Annotated in this window: 18 protein-coding genes; 8 read left to right on the top strand and 10 right to left on the bottom strand. The window is 66.7% G+C overall.

From position 1 onward, the window contains the following. The first annotated feature begins 8 nt into the window (after positions 1-8). On the top strand, positions 9-2,228 hold the full coding sequence (locus ACP7DD_RS04765) for a putative bifunctional diguanylate cyclase/phosphodiesterase (protein ID WP_426173556.1): 2,220 nt from the start codon (positions 9-11) through the stop codon (positions 2,226-2,228). Positions 2,229-2,366: 138 nt separating this feature from the next. On the opposite strand, the gene gatB is transcribed toward ACP7DD_RS04765, so the two are convergent. The 3 genes from gatB to gatC are packed head-to-tail and all read right to left on the bottom strand — an operon-like array spanning position 2,367 to position 5,664. Beyond that, a complete protein-coding gene (gene gatB / locus ACP7DD_RS04760) occupies positions 2,367-3,827 on the bottom strand; it encodes an Asp-tRNA(Asn)/Glu-tRNA(Gln) amidotransferase subunit GatB (RefSeq protein WP_426173555.1) in 1,461 nt (486 codons plus the stop codon). Between the two features lie 18 nt (positions 3,828-3,845). Next, a complete protein-coding gene (gene gatA / locus ACP7DD_RS04755) occupies positions 3,846-5,318 on the bottom strand; it encodes an Asp-tRNA(Asn)/Glu-tRNA(Gln) amidotransferase subunit GatA (protein WP_426173554.1) in 1,473 nt (490 codons plus the stop codon). 43 nt (positions 5,319-5,361) lie between these two features. Then, positions 5,362-5,664: an Asp-tRNA(Asn)/Glu-tRNA(Gln) amidotransferase subunit GatC gene (gatC, locus tag ACP7DD_RS04750; RefSeq protein ID WP_426173553.1), complete on the bottom strand. Its 303-nt coding sequence runs from the start codon at positions 5,662-5,664 to the stop codon at positions 5,362-5,364. Between the two features lie 319 nt (positions 5,665-5,983). Here gatC and ACP7DD_RS04745 point away from each other — a divergent pair, with 319 nt between their 5' ends. From ACP7DD_RS04745 to ACP7DD_RS04720, 6 genes are all read left to right on the top strand, one after another. After that, a complete protein-coding gene (locus ACP7DD_RS04745) occupies positions 5,984-7,027 on the top strand; it encodes a rod shape-determining protein MreB (RefSeq protein WP_133115206.1) in 1,044 nt (347 codons plus the stop codon). Between the two features lie 85 nt (positions 7,028-7,112). Then, on the top strand, positions 7,113-8,177 hold the full coding sequence (gene mreC / locus ACP7DD_RS04740) for a rod shape-determining protein MreC (RefSeq protein WP_426173552.1): 1,065 nt from the start codon (positions 7,113-7,115) through the stop codon (positions 8,175-8,177). Further along, positions 8,174-8,686 carry a rod shape-determining protein MreD gene (gene mreD / locus ACP7DD_RS04735; protein WP_426173551.1) on the top strand — a complete coding sequence of 171 codons (513 nt, stop codon included), beginning with the start codon at positions 8,174-8,176 and terminating at the stop codon, positions 8,684-8,686. The genes mreC and mreD overlap by 4 nt, the downstream gene beginning before the upstream one ends. After that, positions 8,686-10,647, top strand: coding sequence for a penicillin-binding protein 2 (gene mrdA, locus ACP7DD_RS04730; RefSeq protein WP_426173550.1), 1,962 nt, complete (start codon positions 8,686-8,688; stop codon positions 10,645-10,647). Before mreD ends, mrdA begins: the two co-directional genes overlap by 1 nt. 3 nt (positions 10,648-10,650) lie before the next feature. After that, positions 10,651-11,763 (top strand): rod shape-determining protein RodA, encoded by a 1,113-nt coding sequence (gene rodA / locus ACP7DD_RS04725; protein WP_426173549.1) that lies wholly within the window; start codon positions 10,651-10,653, stop codon positions 11,761-11,763. 26 nt (positions 11,764-11,789) lie between these two features. Further along, a complete protein-coding gene (locus tag ACP7DD_RS04720; protein ID WP_426173548.1) occupies positions 11,790-12,770 on the top strand; it encodes a septal ring lytic transglycosylase RlpA family protein in 981 nt (326 codons plus the stop codon). An 82-nt stretch (positions 12,771-12,852) separates the two neighbouring features. Here the strand turns inward: ACP7DD_RS04720 and ACP7DD_RS04715 are convergent, their stop codons facing one another. The 7 genes from ACP7DD_RS04715 to argS are packed head-to-tail and all read right to left on the bottom strand — an operon-like array spanning position 12,853 to position 18,909. Next, positions 12,853-13,524, bottom strand: a complete 672-nt coding sequence (locus ACP7DD_RS04715) for an SPOR domain-containing protein (protein ID WP_426173547.1) — start codon at positions 13,522-13,524, stop codon at positions 12,853-12,855. A 3-nt stretch (positions 13,525-13,527) separates the two neighbouring features. Further along, positions 13,528-14,265: a type III pantothenate kinase gene (locus tag ACP7DD_RS04710; protein ID WP_426173546.1), complete on the bottom strand. Its 738-nt coding sequence runs from the start codon at positions 14,263-14,265 to the stop codon at positions 13,528-13,530. Beyond that, the gene (locus ACP7DD_RS04705) at positions 14,265-15,029 is read right to left on the bottom strand and encodes a biotin--[acetyl-CoA-carboxylase] ligase (protein ID WP_426173545.1); all 765 of its coding nucleotides are present in this window, start codon (positions 15,027-15,029) and stop codon (positions 14,265-14,267) included. Before ACP7DD_RS04705 ends, ACP7DD_RS04710 begins: the two co-directional genes overlap by 1 nt. After that, complete coding sequence (locus ACP7DD_RS04700) at positions 15,026-15,796, bottom strand: SDR family oxidoreductase (RefSeq protein ID WP_426173544.1); 771 nt, start codon at positions 15,794-15,796, stop codon at positions 15,026-15,028. The genes ACP7DD_RS04705 and ACP7DD_RS04700 overlap by 4 nt, the downstream gene beginning before the upstream one ends. A 22-nt stretch (positions 15,797-15,818) precedes the next feature. Next, the gene (locus ACP7DD_RS04695) at positions 15,819-16,487 is read right to left on the bottom strand and encodes a thiol:disulfide interchange protein DsbA/DsbL (RefSeq protein ID WP_426173543.1); all 669 of its coding nucleotides are present in this window, start codon (positions 16,485-16,487) and stop codon (positions 15,819-15,821) included. 11 nt (positions 16,488-16,498) lie between these two features. Then, positions 16,499-17,167 (bottom strand): SPOR domain-containing protein, encoded by a 669-nt coding sequence (locus tag ACP7DD_RS04690; protein ID WP_426173542.1) that lies wholly within the window; start codon positions 17,165-17,167, stop codon positions 16,499-16,501. 32 nt (positions 17,168-17,199) lie between these two features. Then, the gene (gene argS, locus ACP7DD_RS04685) at positions 17,200-18,909 is read right to left on the bottom strand and encodes an arginine--tRNA ligase (RefSeq protein WP_426173541.1); all 1,710 of its coding nucleotides are present in this window, start codon (positions 18,907-18,909) and stop codon (positions 17,200-17,202) included. 255 nt (positions 18,910-19,164) lie between these two features. Between argS and rsmB the strand changes: the two genes are divergently transcribed. Beyond that, positions 19,165-20,583 (top strand): 16S rRNA (cytosine(967)-C(5))-methyltransferase RsmB, encoded by a 1,419-nt coding sequence (gene rsmB, locus ACP7DD_RS04680; protein ID WP_426173540.1) that lies wholly within the window; start codon positions 19,165-19,167, stop codon positions 20,581-20,583. The last annotated feature ends 16 nt before the right edge of the window (positions 20,584-20,599 follow it).

Raw genomic sequence — 20,599 nt, 5'->3', positions numbered from 1 at the left:
GGCTGCCGGTGCCCCTGCGCCTGTCGACGCTGGCGCTGCTGGTGTCGGTATTGATCGGTGTATTACCGCCGCTGGCGCTGTTTGCGTTGCAATATCGCTACCAGAGCGGCGAGATCGCCGCCGCCGCCCACATCAACGCGCGCCTCGCCACCGAAATGATCAACCGAAACCCGGAGCTGTGGCAGTTCGAGCAGCTGCGCCTGGAAGATTTGCTGGGAAATCGTCCGGCCGGCGCACACAGGGTCAATGAAATTCGGGAAATCGTTGCTCTTTCGGGGACCATGATCGCGCGCAGCGCCGATGCCGCGCCCGCGCCGCTGATGGTGGCCAGCGCGCCGCTGTTCGACGCCGGCAGGCCGGTCGGCGCGCTGCGCATTGCGCGCTCGTTGCGCCCGCTGCTGGTCGACTCGCTGTTCGCCGCCCTCGCTGCGGCAGCGCTGGCTGCATTGCTCTACTTCAAGATCATGACGGCGCCGCTGCGCGCGCTGCGGCGCGCCTTCGACGACCTGGACGACGAGCGCGAACGCGCGCTGATCACCTTGCGCTCGATCGGCGATGCGGTGGTCACCACCGACACGCAGCGCCGGGTCCAGTACTTGAACCCGATCGCCGAGCTGTTGACCGGCTGGACCAACGAGAACGCGCGCGGCAAACCGATCGAGGCGGTGTTGCGCATCGTCCAGGAAGGCTCGCGGCAGCCCACCATCAATCCGGTCGTCGAATGCCTGCTCAACAATGCCATCGTCGAGATGGACCGGCAATCCGTGTTGATCCGCCATACCGACCAGTGCGAGTTCCACATCGAAAACTCGGCGGCGCCGATCCGGCGCGCAACCGGAGAAGTGCTCGGCGCCGTGCTGGTGTTTCACGACGTCAGTGAACGCAAACAAGCGCAAAACCAGCTGCACCACATCGCCCACCACGACGCGCTCACGGGCCTGCCGAACCGTACCTTGTTTCGCCAGAAGCTCGAGGCCGAGCTTTACGGCGCGCGCGCACAACGGACCAAGCTGGCGGTGTTGTTTCTCGATCTGGACCGCTTCAAGCGGATCAACGACACCCTCGGCCATCACATCGGCGACCGGCTGCTGGTCATGGTCGGCAACCGCCTGCGCAAGGCGGTGCGCGCCAGCGACACCATCGCCCGCATGGGCGGCGACGAATTTACCGCCATCCTCGGCGCCATTGGCGCGCCTGACGACGCCTACCGGATCGCCGACACGATCCTGGCCGCCATCGCGCGCCCGTTTACCATTGGCGGCCACGAGATTTGCGTGACCACCAGCGTGGGCATCGCTTTCTATCCGGACGATGGCGCCGGCATCGACGTGCTCCTCCAGCATGCCGACGTGGCGATGTACCAGGCCAAGGACAGCGGGCGTAATGGCTACCGGCGCTATGCCGCCGGCGACGACGACGCGATCCTCGAACGCCTGCAATTCGAAAATGCGCTGCGTAACGCACTCGGGCGCGGCGAATTCTTCCTCGAGTATCAGCCCAAGCTCGACCTCGCCACGCGCCGGGTGACCGGCATGGAGGCGCTGCTGCGCTGGCAGCACGACACGCGCGGTGTCGTCGCGCCGGACAACTTCATCCCCTTGCTCGAAGAAAGCGGCCAGATCGTTGAAGTGGGCGAGTGGGTGCTGCGCACCGCGCTGGCGCAGGCGCTCCAGTGGGCCGAACACGGCTTTGCGATATCGATCGCCGTCAATTTCTCGCCGCGCCAGTTCGAATCGCCCGACATCGCCGCGCAGGTCGCCACCATCTTGAGCGGCACCGCGTTACCCGCCGCGCTGCTCGAGATCGAGGTGACCGAAAGCTTGCTCATGCAGAACGATGGCCACGAGGCGACGCTGCGCCATCTGAAGTCGGCCGGCATCGGCATCGCGCTCGACGACTTTGGCACCGGCTATTCGTCGCTCAGCTACCTGCGCAGTTTCCCGGTCGACGTGCTGAAGATCGACAAATCGTTCGTCGACGAACTGGCCTGCGACGCGCGCTCGCTGCGCATCGCCAGGACCATCGTCGATCTCGGCCACGCCCTCGAGATGCGCGTCGTGGCCGAAGGCGTCGAGACGGCCGAACAATGCGGCCTGCTCGCCGAGATCGGCTGCGATGTAATCCAGGGATACTGGCTGAGCCGGCCGATGCGCGGCGAGACGACGCTCGCGTGGCTGCATGCGCGCCAGCGCGCCGCGCTGCAATGCGACGCGCCGGCCAGCGTATGACGCGCTCTGCCGGGAAAGCCTGAAGCCATCCGCAAAAAAACGCGTTGCGCGCCGAACCTTGTCGTGCTGCGCGAGGTCAAAATGACATAGTCATTTTGAGAAGCGGCGACCCGAGGGCGCCGTTGTGTCGCTGGCCGCTTACGCGGCCAGCTTGCGTTTGAGCAGCTCCGTCAGCTGCGCCGGGTTGGCCTTGCCTTTCGACGCCTTCATCGCCTGGCCGATCAGCGCGTTGATCGCAGCTTCCTTGCCGGCGCGGTACTGCTCGACCGATTTGGCGTTCGCCGCCAGCACTTCGTCGACGATCGCGCCCAAAGCGCCGCTGTCCGAAATCTGGCGCAGGCCTTTCCGGTCGATGATCTGGTCGGCCAGGTTCTCGTCGTTCGACTTCGCTTCCCACATCGCCGCAAACACTTCCTTGGCGATCTTGTTCGAGATGGTGCCGTCGGCGATGCGCAACAGCAGCTGCGCCAGTTGCGACGCTTCGACGGGCGAATCAGCAATCTCGACGTTCTCGCGGTTCAAGGTCGAGGCGACGTCGCCCATCAGCCAGTTGGCCGCTGCCTTCGCGTTCGTCTTGCCGGCGACCGCCACCACGGCCTCGAAATACGCCGCCAGCTGGTGCGACGAGGTGAGGATCAGCGCATCGTATTCGGTCAGGCCGTAGTCGGCCACGAAGCGCAGGCGCATCGCCGCCGGCAGCTCCGGCATGTCGGCGCGAATGCGCTCGATCCACTCGGGCGAAATCTCCAGTGGCGGCAAATCCGGATCGGGGAAGTAGCGGTAATCCTGCGCGTCTTCCTTGGTGCGCATCGCGCGCGTTTCCTTGCGGTCCGGGTCCCACAGGCGCGTCGCCTGCACGACCTTGCCGCCGTCTTCGATCAGTTCGATCTGGCGCCGCACCTCGTACTGGACTGCCTCCTCGATGAAGCGGAACGAATTGAGGTTCTTGATCTCGCAGCGAGTGCCCAATTCGGTGGTGCCGAGCGGGCGCACCGACACGTTGACGTCGCAGCGGAACGAGCCCTCTTGCATGTTGCCGTCGCAGACGCCCAGCCACACCACCAGCGAGTGCAGCGCCTTGGCGTAGGCGACCGCTTCGGCGCCGCTGCGCATCTCCGGCTCGGAAACGATTTCGAGCAGCGGCGTGCCGGCGCGATTGAGGTCGATGCCGGTCATGCCGGCGTAGTCTTCGTGCAGCGACTTGCCGGCGTCTTCCTCGAGGTGGGCGCGGGTCAGGTTGATGGTGCGCGTTTCGACCTTGCCGTCTTTTTCGAAGCCGAAGCTGACCTGGCCGCCGATGACGACCGGGTCTTCGAACTGGCTGATCTGGTAGCCCTTCGGCAGGTCCGGATAGAAGTAGTTCTTGCGCGCGAAGATCGAGTGCGGCGAGATGTTCGCGTTGACGGCCAGGCCAAAGCGGATCGCGCGCTCGACGGCGCCGCGGTTCATCACCGGCAGCACGCCCGGCAGCGCCAGGTCGACCGGGCTGGCCTGGGTGTTTGGCTCGGCGCCAAAACGGATCGCGCTGCCGCTGAAAATCTTCGAGTTAGTCGTGAGCTGCACGTGGTTCTCAAGACCGATGACGACTTCCCATTGCATAGTGTTCTCTCTTTCTTCTCAGACGCCGGCAGGCGCGCGGGTGTGCCAGTCTGTGACCTGCTGGTACTGGTGGGCGATGCCCAGCAGCTTCGCTTCGGCAAAGTAGTTGCCGATGATTTGCAGCCCGACCGGGCGCTGGCCGTTCTTGTCGCCCTGGCCGAAGCCGCACGGGATCGACATGCCGGGCAGGCCGGCCAGGCTGGTCGACAGCGTGTAGATGTCGGCCAGGTAGGCGGCGACCGGATCGTCGGTCTTCTCGCCCAGGTCCCACGCCACGGTCGGCGCGACCGGGCCCATGATGACGTCGCAGCTGGCCAGCGCGGCCTGGAAGTCGTCGGCGATCAGGCGGCGGATCTTCTGCGCCTTCAGATAGTAGGCGTCGTAGTAGCCGTGGCACAGCACATAGGTGCCGACCATGATGCGGCGCTGGACTTCGCGGCCAAAACCCTCGGCGCGGCTCTTCTTGTACATGTCGGCCAGGTCCTTGTACTCGCTGGCGCGGTGGCCGTAGCGCACGCCGTCGAAACGCGACAGGTTCGACGACGCTTCGGCCGGCGCGATGATGTAGTAGACCGGGATCGACTGCGACGTTTTCGGCAGCGAGATGTCGACCAAGGTGGCGCCAAGCTTGACGAACTGTTCGAGCGCGGCGCGCACCGCCGCCTCGACGTCAAGCGCCAGGCCTTCGCCGAAATACTCTTTCGGCACGCCGATGCGCAGGCCGGCGAGCGGCTCGGCCAGGTCGCGCATGAAGTCTTCGCGCACGTTGCCCTGGGCGGCAGTCAGGCTGGTCGAGTCGCGCTCGTCGAAGCCGACCATTTCGTTCAGCAGCATGGCGCAGTCTTCGGCCGTCTGCGCCATCGGGCCGCCCTGGTCGAGCGAGGAGGCAAACGCGATCATGCCGAAGCGCGACACGCGCCCGTAGGTCGGCTTGATGCCGGTGACGCCGCAAAACGAGGCCGGCTGGCGGATCGAGCCGCCGGTGTCGGTGGCAGTGGCCGCCGGCGCGATGCGCGCGGCGACCGCCGCGGCCGAGCCGCCCGAGGAGCCGCCTGGCACGGCCAGCTTGTCCCACGGGTTCAGTACCGCGCCGAAGGCCGAATTCTGGTTCGACGAACCCATCGCGAATTCGTCGCAATTGAGCTTGCCGAGGGTGACCATGCCGGCTCGTCCGAAGCGCTCGACGACGGTGGCGTTGAACGGGCTGACGTAATTGGCCAGCATCTTCGAGCCGGCGGTCGAGCGCCAGCCTTCGGTCACGAAAATGTCCTTGTGGGCGATCGGGATGCCGGTCAGCGGGCCGGCGCTGCCGGCGGCAAAGCGCGCGTCGGCGGCGCCGGCCTGCGCCAGCGACAGCGCCGGATCGATGTGCAGGAAGGCGTTCAGGTCGCTCGCGGCGGCGCGCTGCAGGTAGTGCTGCGTGAGCTCAGTGGCGGAAACCTGTTTCGCGTGCAGCAGGGCGGACAGCTGTTTGATGGTTTTTGTATGCATGGCTCGGGGGTCCGATTCGGGGAGGGCGGCGGGCGGCGACGGCTTATTCGATCACTTTCGGCACCAGGTACAGGCCGTCCTGGGTCTTCGGCGCCGGCGCCTGGTAGGCGTCGCGTCGGTTTTGCTCGGTGACGACGTCGTCGCGCAGGCGCAGCGGCAGGGTACCGAGGACGGCGGCGAGCGGCTGTGACAATGGCGCCACGCCGTCGGTATCGATCGCCTGCATCTGCTCGGCCAGCGCGAAGATGCCATTGAGTTCACCGAGCGCGATCTCGGCGTGCGCGTCGTCCATGTCGAGTTGGGCCAGGTTGGCGATGCGTTTTACGTCTGAGAGTGTCAGGGACATGGCAAATAGCGCGGCAAACGCCGCGTTCGATAAGTTGAGGAAAGGTGAAGAAATTTACATAACGGCGCGCTAAAAGATCGTAAAACCTTGGCAATGCCGCCGATCCGGCATAGCGTAACGGCCTGCAATTGAGAGGCTTTTCGGCATTTAACGGGCAAATTATAAGGTAGAATGGCGGGCTAATGCGTAGCTGGCGCTGAAAACGGGCTGCCGCCGCATATAAAAGACCGCGCCGCATTTTGCAAGAACGGTGTCGCGGCAAAGCTTGCGCGGTTCCTTATTAATGCTTAGGCGCACTCCGTTGCGCATCAGGACACACATGTTTGGTTTTTTACGCAGCTATTTTTCAAATGACCTGGCAATCGATCTCGGCACCGCGAACACGCTGATCTACGTGCGCGGCCTGGGCATCGTCCTCGACGAGCCATCGGTCGTGGCGATCCGCCAGGAGGGCGGCCCGAACGGCAAGAAGACGATCCAGGCGGTCGGCAAGGAAGCCAAGCAGATGCTGGGCAAAGTGCCCGGCAATATCGAGGCGATCCGGCCGATGAAGGATGGCGTCATCGCCGACTTCACCGTCACCGAGCAGATGCTCAAGCAGTTCATCCGCATGGTGCACGACTCGAAGTTCTTCCGTCCTTCGCCGCGCATCATCATCTGCGTGCCGTGCGGCTCGACCCAGGTCGAGCGCCGCGCGATCCGCGAATCGGCGCTCGGCGCCGGCGCCTCGCAAGTGTACCTGATCGAAGAGCCGATGGCCGCGGCCATCGGCGCCGGCCTGCCGGTGTCGGAAGCGACCGGCTCGATGGTCGTCGACATCGGCGGCGGCACCACCGAGGTGGGCATCATCTCGCTCGGCGGCATGGTCTACAAAGGCTCGATCCGCGTCGGCGGCGACAAGTTCGACGAAGCCATTGTCAACTACATCCGCCGCAACTACGGCATGCTGATCGGCGAGCAGACCGCCGAAGCGATCAAGAAGGCCATCGGCTCGGCATTCCCTGGCTCGGAAGTGAAGGAGATGGAAGTCAAGGGCCGCAACCTGTCCGAAGGCATTCCGCGCTCGTTTACGATTTCGTCGAACGAGATCCTCGAAGCGCTGACCGACCCGCTCAACAACATCGTCTCGGCGGTGAAGAACGCGCTCGAACAGACCCCGCCGGAACTGGGCGCCGACATCGCCGAAAAAGGCATGATGCTCACTGGCGGCGGCGCGCTGCTGCGCGACCTCGATCGCCTGCTGATGGAAGAAACCGGCCTGCCGGTGCTGGTGGCCGAAGATCCGCTGACGTGCGTGGTGCGCGGCTCTGGCATGGCGCTCGAGCGCATGGACAAGCTCGGGTCGATGTTCTCGTACGAGTAATATGCGGGCCTGGGGTCTGACCCCCAAGGGTCGGCCCCGGTTGTGACTCTGGTTCTGCCAGGTCGGCGCCGTTACATTGGAAGTCATGGAATACAGTCCTCCGCCACTCTTCAAGCAAGGCGCCCCGGCCCGGGTCAAGGTGGCGTTTTTCGCATTCATTTCGATCGCCCTGCTGATGATGGATGCGCGGGTAGGCCTGCTGGCGACGGTGCGCCAGGTCGCCGGCACGGTGCTGTACCCGCTGCAGATGGCTGCACTGATGCCGCGCGATGCGCTCGCCAGCATGGGCAACTACTTCTCCTCCGTGTCGACCCTGCAGAAGGAAGTCGACACCCTCAAGAGCCAGCAGATCGCTGCCTCCAGGTCGCTGCAGGAAGCGCAGCACCAGATCGCCGAGAACGTCCACCTGCGCCGCCTGATGGGCGCGCGCGAGCACCTGCCGGTCAAATCGATGATGAGCGAGATCCTGTACGACGCGCGCGACCCGTCGACCCGCAAGGTGGTGCTCGACCGCGGCATCCGCCAGGGCGTGCAGCGTGGCCTGCCGGTGATCGACAGCGCCGGCGTGGTCGGCCAGGTCACGCGCGTATTCCCGTTCACCTCCGAGGTGACGCTGCTGACCGACAAGGAGCAGGCCATCCCGGTGCAGGTGCTGCGCAACGGCCTGCGCAGCGTCGCCTACGGCCGCGGCCAATCGGGCCTGCTCGATTTGCGCTTCATGGCACCGAATGCGGACATCGTGGTCGGCGACGTCCTGATCACGTCCGGCATGGACGGCGTCTACCCGCCCGGGCTGGCGGTGGCGAAGGTGATGCAGGTCGAAAGCAGCGCCGCCGGCGCGTTCGGCCGCGTGGTGTGCCAGCCGCTGGCCGGCATCGACCGCAACCGCCAGCTGTTGATCCTGATGTCGCAGCCGGACCTGCTGCCGCGCCCCGCGCCGGAGCCGGTCAAGGCCATCGGCAAGAAGTCGAGCCTGACGAAGATGGCGCCGTCGAATGCGCCGCCGCTGGCGAGCGCCATCGTCCAGCCGAGGGCGCCCGCCGCCGCGCAGCCGAAGGCGGCGACGCCGCCGGCGCCGAAGGCAGCGACGCCACCAGCTAGCACGCCGGCCACGGCGCCGCCGGCTGTCAATAAAGGAGCCGGGCAATGAGCCGTCCGCATTACATCCTGCTCCCCGTCAGCCCGCTGTTCATCGCGCTCAGCCTGACGGCGGCGTTCATGCTCAACCTGCTGCCATGGGGCCACTGGATCGGCGCCCCCGATTTCGTCGCGCTGGTGCTGGTGTTCTGGGGTATTCACCAGCCGCGCAAGGTCGGCATCGGCATGGCTTTTTTCATGGGCCTGATGATGGACGTGCACGACTCGACGCTGCTCGGCGAAAATGCGCTGGCGTACACCTTGCTGTCCTACCTGGCCATCATGATCCACCGGCGCATATTGTGGTTCCCGACCATGACGCAGGCGCTGCACGTGTTCCCGCTGCTGCTGCTGACGCAGTTGCTGCAGGTGCTGGTGCGCTTCATCATCACCGGCAAATTCCAGGGCTGGCTGATCTTTGTCGAAAGCGTCGTCGCCATCGCGCTGTGGCCGGTGATCACCTGGATGCTGCTGGCGCCGCAGCGTCGCGCCGTCGACCGCGACCACACCCGCCCGATCTGATGACTGAATTACAGAATAACGACCGCGAGATCCACCTGTTCCGGGTCCGCGTCACCGCCTTGTTTACGCTGGTGTTCGTCTGCTTCGCCATCCTGGTGGCGCGCGTGGTCTGGCTGCAGGTGATCAAGCACGATGACTACGCCGCGCTGGCCGAAGACAACCGTCTGGCGATCGTGCCGATCGTGCCGAACCGCGGCCTGATCCTCGACCGCAACGGCGTCGTCCTGGCGCGTAACTTCTCGGCCTACACGCTGGAGATCACGCCGTCGAAGCTTCACCACTCGCTCGACTCGGTGATCGACGAACTGGCCACGCTGGTGGTGATCGAGCCGAAAGACCGCAAGCGTTTTCGCACCCTGATGGCCGAATCGAAGAACTTCGAGAGCGTGCCGCTGCGCACCCGCCTGACCGACGACGAAGTGGCCCGCTTCACCGCGCAGCGCTTCCGTTTTCCCGGCGTCGACGTGCAGGCGCGCCTGTTCCGCCAGTACCCGCTGGGCGAGACGGCGGCGCACGTGATCGGCTTCATCGGCCGCATCAACCAGAAAGAGGCGCGCGCGCTGGAGGACGGCGAGGACGCCACCAATTACCGCGGCACCGACCATATCGGCAAGGAAGGCGTCGAGAAGAGCTACGAGAAGTTGCTGCACGGCGTGACCGGTTACGAGAAGGTCATCAAGACGGCCGGCGGGCGCGCCGTCAGCACGCTGTCGCGCACGGAAGCGACGCCAGGCAGCAACCTGGTGCTGTCGATCGACATCGAGCTGCAGAAGATCCTGGAAGAGGCATTCGACGACTTCCGCGGCGCGCTGGTGGCGATCGAGCCTGAGACGGGCGACATCCTGGCGTACGTGTCGCGCCCTGGATTCGACCCGAACCTGTTCGTCGACGGCATCGACAGCCAGAGCTGGAACGAACTCAATACCTCGCTCGACCGGCCGATGCTGAACCGTCCGCTGCAGGGCACCTATCCGCCCGGTTCGACCTTCAAGCCGTTCATGGCGCTGGCGGCGCTGGAGAAGGGTTTTCGCACGCCGTCGCAGGCGATCCACGACGCCGGCTCGTTCAGCCTTGGCAGCTACCGCTGGATGGACGACAAGCTCGGCGGGCACGGTACGGTCGACATGTACAAATCGATCGTCATCTCGTGCAATACCTACTATTACCAGCTCGGCAACGACATGGGGATCGACCATATCCATGACTTCATGGAGCCGTTCGGCTTCGGCCGCCTGACCGGCATCGACCTCGATCACGAGAAGATCGGCGTGCTGCCGTCGAAGGACTGGAAGCGCCAGCGCTTCTCGAAGAGCAAGGCGGCGCAGGCCTGGCAGAAGGGCGACACCGTCAACATCGGCATCGGCCAGGGCTACAACAGCTACACCATCCTGCAACTGGCGCACGCCGTGTCGACGCTGGCCAACAACGGCGTGGTGATGCGGCCGCACCTGGTGCAGTCGATCGAAGACGGGCGCACCCGCGCGCGCACCAAGACGGTCGCCAAGGAGAGCTTCCGCATTCCGCTCAAGCAGGAAAACATCGACTTCATCAAGCGCGCAATGGTCGGCGTGACGCAGGAAGGCACCGGCCGGCTGGCGTTCGCAAATGCTGCCTACAGCGCCGGCGGCAAGACTGGCACGTCGCAAACGGTGGGCCTCAAGCGCGGCGAAAAATACAACGCCAAGACGATGGGCGAGCGCCTGCGCGACAACTCGCTGTATGTCGCCTTTGCGCCGGCCGACAAGCCGAAGATCGCGCTGGCGCTGATCGTCGAAAACGCCGGCTTCGGCGCCGCGTACGCCGCGCCCATCGCGCGCAAGGCGCTCGACTACTACCTGACCGGCAAGCGGCCGACGCCGAAGGATGGCGCCAAGGCGGTGCCGGTCGAAGTCGAAGTCGAAGAGGTGCCGGTCGTACCGGCGCCATTCCAGCCGGGCGCCGAGCCGCCGGCGAAGGACTGACCCATGCGCATCAACGAGAGACGTTCCCTGTGGCGGCGCATGAAGCCGCACCTGCTGGTATTCGACGCGCCGCTGGCGATGATCCTGTTCCTGCTGCTGGCTACCAGCATGATCACGATGTACTCGGCCGGCATCGAATACCCGGGCCGGCTGGAGGGGCAGATCCGCAATACGATGGTCGCCTTCGTCGTCATGTGGGCTGCCGCGCTGGTGCCGCCGCAGACCCTGATGCGCCTGGCGGTGCCGATCTACACGGTCGGCGTGACCTTGCTGGTGGCGGTGTTCCTGTTCGGGATCGTCAAGAAGGGCGCGCGCCGCTGGCTGTATATCGGCTTCGACATCCAGCCGTCCGAAATCATGAAGATCGCCATGCCGCTGATGCTGGCCTGGTACTTCCATCAGAAAGCGGGCATGGTGCGCTGGCATTCGTTCATCGTCGCCGCTATGCTGCTGGCGGTGCCGGTTGGCCTGATCCAGCTGCAGCCGGACCTGGGCACGTCGCTGCTGGTTTTGTCGGCCGGCCTGTACGTGATCTTCCTGGCCGGGCTGTCGTGGAAGGCGCTGTTTGGCCTGTTCATCGCCGGCGCGGCGGCGCTGCCGGTGGCCTGGTCGCTGATGCACGACTACCAGCGCGACCGCGTGCTGACGCTGATCGATCCCACCAAGGATCCGCTGGGCAAGGGCTTTCACATCATCCAGTCGGTCATCGCGATCGGCTCGGGCGGCATCGCCGGCAAGGGGCTGCTGAAGGGGACCCAGTCGCACCTCGAGTTTGTGCCCGAGCACACGACCGACTTCATCTTCTCGATTTACTCGGAGGAGTTCGGCCTGATCGGCATTCTCGGCCTGATCCTGATTTACCTGCTGCTGATCGGGCGTGGCCTGATGATCGCCGCCAACGCGCCGACGCTGTTCGCGCGCCTGCTGGCCGGCGCCATCACGATGGCCTTCTTCACCTACGCGTTCGTCAACATGGGCATGGTCAGCGGCATTTTGCCGGTGGTCGGCGTGCCGCTGCCGTTCATGAGCTATGGCGGCACCGCCTTCGTCACGCTCGGTTTGGGCGCGGGTATACTGATGAGTATTTCGCTGCACCGCAAGCTGGTGCAAACCTGATCACCCTGTTCACCACGGAGGCGCCGATGGCCGACTCGAACAAGCGTGCGGCGGCCATGGCGCTGGCCGGCGCCGCGCTGCTCGCCGGCTGCGGCAGCGCGGTGCAGAAGACGGCACCGCCGCAGCCTGCCACCGCGGGCGTCATCCATCCGAAAGTGAGCGACCTGCCGGCGATGCCGGCCGCCGGTTCCGGGCGCGGCGGCTACTACATGGACGACGGTCCGGGCGACAATCCGCCGGCCGGCTTGCGCCAGGTGCCCGATGCGGTGGTCAAGGCCGAACCGCTGTCCAGATATGCCAACCGGCCGTACGCGGTGTTCGGCAAGACCTATGTACCGATGAACGGCGACGCGCAATTCGCGCAGCGCGGCGTGGCGTCGTGGTACGGTAAAAAATTCCATGGCCAGCGCACCTCGTCGGGCGAAGTCTATGACATGTACAAGATGACGGCGGCCCATCCGACGCTGCCGATTCCTTCGTATGCGCGCATTACCAGCGCGTCGTCCGGCGCCCAGGTGGTGGTGCGCATCAACGACCGCGGCCCGTTTCATTCGAGTCGCATCGTCGACGTGTCGTACACCGCGGCGCTGAAACTGGGCCTGCTCGGCAAGGGAAGTCACGAAGTGCAGCTTGAACGGTTGCTGCCGGGCGGCGCGGTGGCGCCGGCGCCGGCGCCGCAGGTCGCCGCGCTAGTGGCCGAGCAGAGTTTTGTGCTGCAGAGCGATGCACGGCTGGCCGATGAAGGCGCCGCCGCGCCAGTGCGCGCGCCGACCGACGGCTACTACCTGCAGCTCGGCGCGTTCAGCCTGGCCGAGCGGGCGGCCGAGGTGCGCAGCAAAGTGCTGGCGTCGGGGGCGGTGCCGATTGTCGAGGTGGTGCAGTCGGGCGCCTTGCACCGCCTGTTCGGCGGGCCATTCGACAGCCGCGCGGAAGCGCTGGAGGCCGCGCGCGAACTGCCGGCCGCGCTGGCGATCAAGCCAATTGTCGTCAGGCGCACGGCCGACTGAAATCGCCGCTGAATTGCCGGGGTCAGAATTGCTGGGGTCAGGTCTGACATTCAATGTCAGACCTGACCCCGGCATTTGTCGGTTATTTGCAGCCGCGCGTTTCGAGCGCCGGGAAGGCTTCGGCGATGTCGTCGATCTTCGCACGGGCCGCCGCATCGATGCCGCGGAACTGGTATGTCAGACGGGGCGCCGCGCCGCGCGGATTGATGCGGGCACTGTTGACGCCTTGCCTGGTCAGCGTCGCCAGCAGCGATTGCGCCGCCGTCTCGGACTTGAATACGCCCAGCGATATCGCCCACTTCAGCGGCGCATTGTCGGACACGATGAAGAAATTGGTCACGCCGAGCGCCTTCAGTTCGCCGGCCTTCTTGTCGGCCGCCTCCCTGCTGCCCTGCGGCGGGATGATCACCATGTAGCTCGTCACGTCGACCTCGGCGAGCGCCTGGCGCGACACGCGCTCGCCGAGGTCGAGCGGCGCGAGCCTGGCTTCGAAACGGCGCGCCTGCGGCTCGGCGAAATTGCCGAGCTCGAAGCAGGCCAGCGCCTCCGCCCTCGGCGCGGCCAGCACCGGCACGGCCGCGGCTGCGAGCGCGGCGGGAGCGCCCGGCAGCGGCGCCAGCTTGTCGATATTGAGCTGGTTCTTGATGCGCGCCGGTTCGCGCTCGTTGCCCTTGAAGTTGCCGAGCATGCCCTGGCCGTAGGCGAGCAGCACGCCGTTCAGGCACAACAGGCACCAGAAGATAAATTTCAGCACGGGCTAGTTCCTCGAAGTTGCGGCGGCGTGCAGGCCAACCAGGACAATGTTGTCGACCATGCGCGCAGTGTACGAATGCGCCGACAGCAATGGCGCGATGTACGGCGCGGCGCCGCCGGAGAGCATGCACAGGCTGGCGCCGAGCAGGCCGATGGCGCGTTCGATCGCGCCGGCCTGTGCCGACAGGCAGCCCGACAGGATGGCGTCGTCGGTGTTGTCGGCAAAGCCGGCGGCATCGCTGCCGCCGGGGGCGATATGCGGCAGCTGCGCCGTATTGCACGCCAGCGAAGCGGCCATCAGGCCCAGCCCCGGCAGGATCATCCCGCCGAGGAACACGCCGTCGGCAGACAGCGCGTCGATGGTGGTGGCGGTGCCGCAGGTGGCCACCACCAGCGCCTTGCCAGGCTCCAGCGCACGCGCGCCGATCGCCGCGGCAAAGCGGTCGCAGCCCAGCTGCGACGGCTTGCGGTAGCCGTTGCGCACGCCGGCCAGCTGGTCAACCGAAGCGAACCACTCGATCGGCGTGGCCGGCAGCATCTGCTGCAGCTGGGCGCGCACCGCGGCGCCGGCGACGTTCGACACGACCGCGCGCGTGATGGCGTGGTGCTGCCAGCTGGCCGGCAGCTGGCCCAGGTCGGCGTGGACGACGGCGCCGGTCTCGAGCCAGTGGCCGGGCGCAGCATCGTCGATCGCCAGCGCCCACTTGACGCGGGTGTTGCCGGCGTCGATCAGCAGCAGCATCAGGATCCTCCCAGCCGCAGCGAGACGTCGCCGGCCAGCACCGCCACACGGCCGTCGTCGGTGTCGAGCAGCAGGCGGCCGCTGTCGTCGACGCCCACCGCCACGCCCTGCTGCTGCACGGCGCCCTGGTCGACGATCACGACCGGCTGGCCGCGCCAAGCGTGCAGGGCGTCCCAGCGCGCGCGAAAGGCGCCAAAACCGTCGCGCGCGAATTGATCCATGCCGGCCACCAGCGCGTCGGTCAGCGCGGCCATCAGCGCATTGCGCTCCATCCGCGCCAGCCAGGGCGCGGTGGCGATGCTGCGGCCGATGCGCTGTTCCAGCCGGTCCGGCATCGACAGGTTCAAACCGATGCCGATCACCGCCCAGGTGCCGCCTGGCGCGCCTTGGGTTTCGATCAGGATGCCGGCAAGCTTGCTGCCGTCCTTGAGCACGTCGTTCGGCCACTTCAGCTGCACCGGCACGGCCAGCGCGGCCAGCGCCTCGGCCAGCGCGACGCCGACCGCCAACGGCAGGCCAAGCAGCTGTTGCGGCGAGCCGTCGAACTTCCACGCCAGCGAAAACGTCAGCGAGTCGCCCGGCGCCGACAGCCAGCTGCGGCCGGCCCGCCCGCGGCCGGCATTCTGGTGTTCGGCGATCAGCAGGGTGGGGCGCGCCAGCTGCGCGGCGCGCGCCATCAGGTCGGCATTGGTGGAGCCGGTTTCGGCCACTACTTCGATGTCGACGGCGGCGCGGCACAGCGCGGCGATGGCGGCCGCGTTCATGGCGCGCCCGCCCGCGGCTTGCGCGGCGCGCGCGAAAACGCCAGGTCGTAGACGGCGTTGGGCAGCGCGCGCAGCAGCTTGGCGACGACACCCATCTGCCACGGAATGACGCGGTAGCTGACGCCGGCTGCGATGGCGATGGCCGCCTTTTCGGCAAAGCGCGCGGCCGGCATCAGGAACGGCATCGGGTAGGGATTGTGGCGTGTCATCGGCGTGTCGATGTAGCCGGGCGCGATTGTCACCACGCGGATCCCGTACGGCTTCATTTCCAGCCGCAGCGATTCGCAGTAGGCCAGCACCGCCGCCTTCGACGCGCTGTAGGCGCCGGCGCCGGGCAGGCCGCGGATGCCGGCGACGCTGCCGATGCCCACCAGCGTCGGCGAGCCGCGGCGCGTTTTCATGGCGGCGATGAACGGCGCGAAAGTGGCGACGGTGGCGCTGACGTTGGTGGCGAAGATGGCGTCGAAGGCAGCGAGGTCTTCGGCCTGTTCGGTCAGCGTGCCTTGCGAGACGCCGGCGTTGGCAATGACGATGTCGGCGCCGCCGCCGGCGATGAAGTCGGCCGCCGCCGCCGCCAGCGCAGCGCGGTCGGTGACGTCGACCGCGTAGACCTTGTGCAGGCCGGCATTGGGCAGGCTGGCGGCGAGCTGGCGCAAGGCGTCGCCGCGGCGCGCCAGCAGGCCCAGGGTGGCGCCTTGCAGCGCATATTCGCGCGCCAGCGCTTCGCCGATGCCGCTCGACGCGCCGGTGATGAAAACGCGGTTCATGGGGCGCGCGGCTTGGTACGCACTACTTCTTTTCCGCTTTCGCTTTCGCGACCAGAAAGTCCATCACCTGCAGCGCCGCCTGGCCCTGCTGCGCCTCGGTCAGCGGCGCGCTGCTCGCTTCGCCGGCCTGGCTGGGCGACGTCATGTAGCGCCCGCCGACGGCCACCATCGGCCACGAGTCGACGCGGTAGGCGCCCATCATGGCGTCGGCGCGGCGCAGCTTGGCCTGCACGCCGAACGAGTTCCACGCTTCGGTGAACTTGGCCTGGTCGATGCCGGCCTTGCCGGCCCAGGCGAGCACCTGCTCGTCGGAGGCGAGGCGCACGCGCTCGACGTGCATGGCGTCGAACACCTTCTGGTGGTGGGTGCCGAGCAGGCCGAGCGCTTCGAGCGTGTAGAACAGGCGCTGCTGCGCCATCACGCTCGGTCCGGCCGGCACGTGGACGCGCCTGAAGACGATGTTATTGCCCTGCTTGCGGACCCATTCGGCGAGCAGCGGCTCGAAGCGCTGGCAGTGCGGGCAGTAATAGGCGAAGAACTCGGTGACCTCGACCTTGCCGGCGGCGTCGGTGTTTTGCGCCTCGGGCAAGGTCAGGTACTCGACGCCGTTCTTCGGTTCGGCCGGGGAGGCCGCCACGGCGGCGGACAGGCCGATGGCGGCGGCGCACAGCAAGGTTCGGATCAGTCGCATGAGGTGTTCTCTTATTTCTGGTTGCGCACGATGGCGACGTCGATGCCGCTGTCGATCAGCTTTGCGCGTGCCTTGTTCATCGATTCGACCTGGCCGAACGGTCCGATGCGCACGCGGTGCAGCACGCCGGCGTCGCTGGCGCGGTCGCTGATGGTGGCCTCGTAGCCGAGCAGGGCCAGCTTGGCGCGGGTGCTTTCGGCGTCGGTCATTTCGCGGAACGCGCCGGCCTGCAGGAAGTAGATGACCTTGTCGTCGGCCGCCCCATCGGCCCTGGCGTTGACCACGCGCGCCATTTCATGCGGCACCGGCGCGGTGGCGACTACCGGGGCCGCCGCCTTCACCTCGGCCTTGACGTCGGCCGGTTCCTTCATGTTGGCGATGACCTGGGCCAGCGGATCGGCGGCCGGCGCCTTCGGCTTGTCGGCGATCTGGCGGTTCGCTTCGCGCGCCGCTTCCTTGCTGCTGTAGAGCGGCTTGTTCGGATCGGCGGCCTGGCCGGCGGTCGGCTCGGCCATCTTGCCGACCTTGCCCGACTTCTCGGTGAACGGCGTGGCGCCCTTGGTGATCGCCAGCGCCACGGCGACGGCGATGCCGAGGCCGATGATCAGGCCGATGATCACGCCGGTGATGGTGTTGCCGCGCTGGCGCCGGGCGGGTGAGAAACGAGGTGTGGAGTGCATTGGTGCCTTCAGGGTTGTCTGCTTCAAAACGCTTACATCTTGTTCGGCGCCGACACGCCGATCAGCGCCAGGCCATTGCGCAGCACCTGGCGGGTGGCGCTCGCCAGCGCCAGGCGCGCCAGCTTCAGCGCTTCGTCGTCGAGCAGCCACTTGTGGGCGAAGTAGTAGCTGTGCAGTTCGCCGGCCAGCTCGCGCAGGTAGAACGCAACCTGGTGCGGGCTCAGTTCGGCCTGGGCGCGCTGCACCATCTCGGGATACTCGGCCAGCTTGGCCAGCAGCCTCGCCTCGTGCGGCGTGGTCAGCAGCGACAGATCCACGTTGGCCAGTTGCGCTTCATCGCCGCCCCAGTTGGCCAGCGCCGAGCAGATGCGCGCATGGGCGTACTGCACGTAGTAGACCGGGTTTTCGTCGCTGGTGGCCAGCGCGACGTCGACGTCGAAGACGAATTCGGTGTCGGCCTTGCGCGATATGAGGAAGAAGCGCACGGCGTCGCGCCCGCGATTGATGTCGCCGTTGCCGGACCATTCGATCAGGTCGCGCACCGTGACGTAGGAGCCGGCGCGCTTGGAGATCTTGACCTCTTCGCCGTCCTTCATGACGGTGACCATCTTGTGCAGCACGTAGTCGGGATAGCCCTGCGGGATACCCAGGCCGAGCGCCTGCAGGCCGCCGCGCACGCGCGCGATGGTGCCGTGGTGGTCGCTGCCCTGGATGTTGATGGCCTGGACGAAGCCGCGCTGCCACTTGACGAGGTGGTACGCCACGTCCGGCACGAAGTAGGTATAGGTGCCGTCGGATTTTTTCATCACGCGGTCCTTGTCGTCGCCGTACTCGGTGGTGCGCAGCCACAGCGCGCCGCCTTCCTCGTACGTGTGGCCCGAAGCGATCAGCGCGTCGACCGCGGCGTGCACCTTGTTGTCCTTGTACAGCGACGACTCGAGGAAGTAGTTGTCGAACTTGACGCCGAACGACTGCATGTCGATGTCCTGCTCGTTGCGCAGGTACGTCACGGCAAAGGCGCGGATCGATTCGATGTCGTCGACGTCGGTGCTGGCGGTGGCCGGCAGGCCGTCGCTCGCTTCGACCGTCTTGCCGGCCTTGAAGTCGTCGGCGATGTCGGCGATGTAGTCGCCGTTGTAGGCCGACTCGGGCCACTGCGCGTCGCCCGGACGCCAGCCTTTCAGGCGCGCCTGCACCGAGTTGGCCAAGGTGGCGATCTGCACGCCGGCGTCGTTGTAATAAAACTCGCGGGTGACCGCGTAGCCCTGCGACTCGAACAGCGACGACAGCGCGTCGCCGAGCGCGGCCTGGCGGCCGTGGCCGACGTGCAGCGGGCCGGTCGGATTGGCCGAGACGAATTCGATGACGACTTTCTTGCCGGCGCCGGCGTCGCTGCGGCCATACTGCGCGCCCGACTGCAAGATGGTGCGCACCACCGACTGCTTGGCGCCGGCGGCCACGCGCAGGTTGATGAAGCCGGGACCGGCGACGTCGGCCGACTCGATGATGCCTTTGGCGGCCGGATCGGCCAGCAGCGCGGCGACCAGCTTGTTGGCCAGTTCGCGCGGATTGGTCTTGAACTGCTTGGCCAACTGCATCGCGATGTTGCAGGCAATGTCGCCGTGCGCCGGGTCGCGCGGACGCTCGAGCACAACGACGGGGGCGAGATCGGTGCCGGCCGTCAGTGGGGCGAGGGCGGCCTGGAACAGGGCAACGATTTCAAGTTTTTGTTGGGCGAGCATGTGCGGGTATTCTGTCAGAGTGAAAAAGCGGTGGCCGGGCCACGGGCAAACATCGCCAATTATACTGGTTTGGCGCTGCAGGGAATACGCCGCCGTTGCCACAAGTCCAGTCGATTTTGTTGTCAAAACGCCCCGTTTTGGCGTGCCTGGAGGCTTAGCCGTTACAATTGGCGCCTTTACAGCGCGGCCCGCTGCGCGCATTTGCGTGCGCGCCGGCCGCGCCCGCCACCGCAAGCACCACCAGCAGAGATCACCATGACCGCCAAGCGCCCCACGCTCTCCATCAAACCTGCCGCGCCGAAGTCGGCCAGGCCGGCGCCGCCGCTGCGCGCCAGCTACGAAGTCAAGCCGGTGCTGCAGCCGGGCTACCTGCCGCGCCTGAAGCCCGATTCGCTGGCACTGTGCCTGCTGGGCGCGGCCAACGCGGTGTCGCAGGTGCGCGGCGGCGCCGCGCTGCCGCAGGCGCTGGTCACCGCGTTCGGCGTGACGCAGGCGTCGCCGCAGGCGCGCGGCGCGATCCAGGACATCGCCTACCGCACCATGCGCCAGCTCGGCCGCAGCGAAGTGCTGCTAAGCCTGATGACGTCGAAGGCGCCGGAGCCGCCGATGCTGGCCAGCCTGCTGTGCTGCGCGCTGGCGCTGATCGACACAGCGGCCGGCGCCACGCCGCCGTATGAAGAATTCACCGTCGTCGACCAGGCCGTCACGGTGGCCACTTCGCACCCCGACATGGCGCACGCCAAAGGCATGGTCAACGCGGTGCTGCGGCGCTTCCTGCGCGAGCGCGAGCAGCTGCTCAAGACGGCGCTGCAGGACCCGGTGGCGCAGTGGAACTACCCACAGTGGTGGATCGACACGGCCAAAGCGGCCTATCCGCGCGACTGGCAGGCGATCCTCGCGGCCGGCAACGAGCAGCCGCCGCTGACCTTGCGCGTCAACGTCAGCAAGACCAGCGTCGAAGCGTATTTACAGCTGCTGGCCGACGCCGGCATCGGCGCCGCGCGCATCGGCCCATCGGCGGTGCGGCTCGACAAGCCGATCGGCGTGACCTCGATCCCCGGCTTCGATGCGGGCCTGTGCTCGGTGCAGGACGCCGGCGCCCAGCTGGCCGCGCCGCTGCTGGGCATCGCCGACGGCATGCGGGTGCTCGACGCCTGCGCGGCGCCCGGCGGCAAGACCGGCCACCTGCTCGAACTGGCCAACGTCGAGCTGACCGCGGTCGACTCGGACCCGAAGCGGCTGGTGCGGATCGAGGAAAACCTGCAGCGCCTCGGTTTATCGGCGAGCCTGAAGGCGTTCGACGCGCAGACGGCGGTGTGGTGGGACGGCCAGCAGTTCGACCGCATCCTGGCCGACGTGCCGTGCACCGCATCGGGCATCGTCCGGCGCCACCCGGACATCCGCTGGCTGCGGCGCAAGGGCGACGCGCTCCAACTTGCAACACTTTCGGCCAAAATTCTCGACAACCTTTGGCAGATGCTGCGGCCCAATGGTAAATTGCTGTTCGTGACTTGTTCACTTTGGCCCCAGGAATCGGAGGCGCAAGCGGCAGCTTTCGGCGTTCGCCACGGCGCCACGCGCCTGCCGGCGCCGGGCCAGTTGCTTCCCACCGGCGGCGCGCTCGAGGATCATGATGGTTTGTTTTACGCCCTGTTCCAAAAGAATGCGGCGTGACGGGTCTTTGACAATG

The sequence above is a fragment of the Massilia sp. TWR1-2-2 genome (assembly GCF_049897565.1).
Classification (GTDB): Bacteria; Pseudomonadota; Gammaproteobacteria; order Burkholderiales; family Burkholderiaceae_D; genus JAFCUW01.
The sequence above is the reverse complement of the archived record's forward strand: the minus strand, read 5'-3'. Positions and strand labels throughout refer to the sequence as shown.

What these genes read in the sequence shown, in the direction of transcription:
- gatB (WP_426173555.1), bottom strand. Translation starts at nt 3,827, where the DNA reads ATGCAATGGGAAGTCGTCATCGGTCTTGAGAACCACGTGCAGCTCACG.
- gatA (WP_426173554.1), bottom strand. Translation starts at nt 5,318, where the DNA reads ATGCATACAAAAACCATCAAACAGCTGTCCGCCCTGCTGCACGCGAAA.
- gatC (WP_426173553.1), bottom strand. Translation starts at nt 5,664, where the DNA reads ATGTCCCTGACACTCTCAGACGTAAAACGCATCGCCAACCTGGCCCAA.
- ACP7DD_RS04745 (WP_133115206.1), top strand. Translation starts at nt 5,984, where the DNA reads ATGTTTGGTTTTTTACGCAGCTATTTTTCAAATGACCTGGCAATCGAT.
- mreC (WP_426173552.1), top strand. Translation starts at nt 7,113, where the DNA reads ATGGAATACAGTCCTCCGCCACTCTTCAAGCAAGGCGCCCCGGCCCGG.
- mreD (WP_426173551.1), top strand. Translation starts at nt 8,174, where the DNA reads ATGAGCCGTCCGCATTACATCCTGCTCCCCGTCAGCCCGCTGTTCATC.
- mrdA (WP_426173550.1), top strand. Translation starts at nt 8,686, where the DNA reads ATGACTGAATTACAGAATAACGACCGCGAGATCCACCTGTTCCGGGTC.
- rodA (WP_426173549.1), top strand. Translation starts at nt 10,651, where the DNA reads ATGCGCATCAACGAGAGACGTTCCCTGTGGCGGCGCATGAAGCCGCAC.
- ACP7DD_RS04720 (WP_426173548.1), top strand. Translation starts at nt 11,790, where the DNA reads ATGGCCGACTCGAACAAGCGTGCGGCGGCCATGGCGCTGGCCGGCGCC.
- ACP7DD_RS04710 (WP_426173546.1), bottom strand. Translation starts at nt 14,265, where the DNA reads ATGCTGCTGCTGATCGACGCCGGCAACACCCGCGTCAAGTGGGCGCTG.
- ACP7DD_RS04705 (WP_426173545.1), bottom strand. Translation starts at nt 15,029, where the DNA reads ATGAACGCGGCCGCCATCGCCGCGCTGTGCCGCGCCGCCGTCGACATC.
- ACP7DD_RS04700 (WP_426173544.1), bottom strand. Translation starts at nt 15,796, where the DNA reads ATGAACCGCGTTTTCATCACCGGCGCGTCGAGCGGCATCGGCGAAGCG.
- ACP7DD_RS04695 (WP_426173543.1), bottom strand. Translation starts at nt 16,487, where the DNA reads ATGCGACTGATCCGAACCTTGCTGTGCGCCGCCGCCATCGGCCTGTCC.
- ACP7DD_RS04690 (WP_426173542.1), bottom strand. Translation starts at nt 17,167, where the DNA reads ATGCACTCCACACCTCGTTTCTCACCCGCCCGGCGCCAGCGCGGCAAC.
- argS (WP_426173541.1), bottom strand. Translation starts at nt 18,909, where the DNA reads ATGCTCGCCCAACAAAAACTTGAAATCGTTGCCCTGTTCCAGGCCGCC.
- rsmB (WP_426173540.1), top strand. Translation starts at nt 19,165, where the DNA reads ATGACCGCCAAGCGCCCCACGCTCTCCATCAAACCTGCCGCGCCGAAG.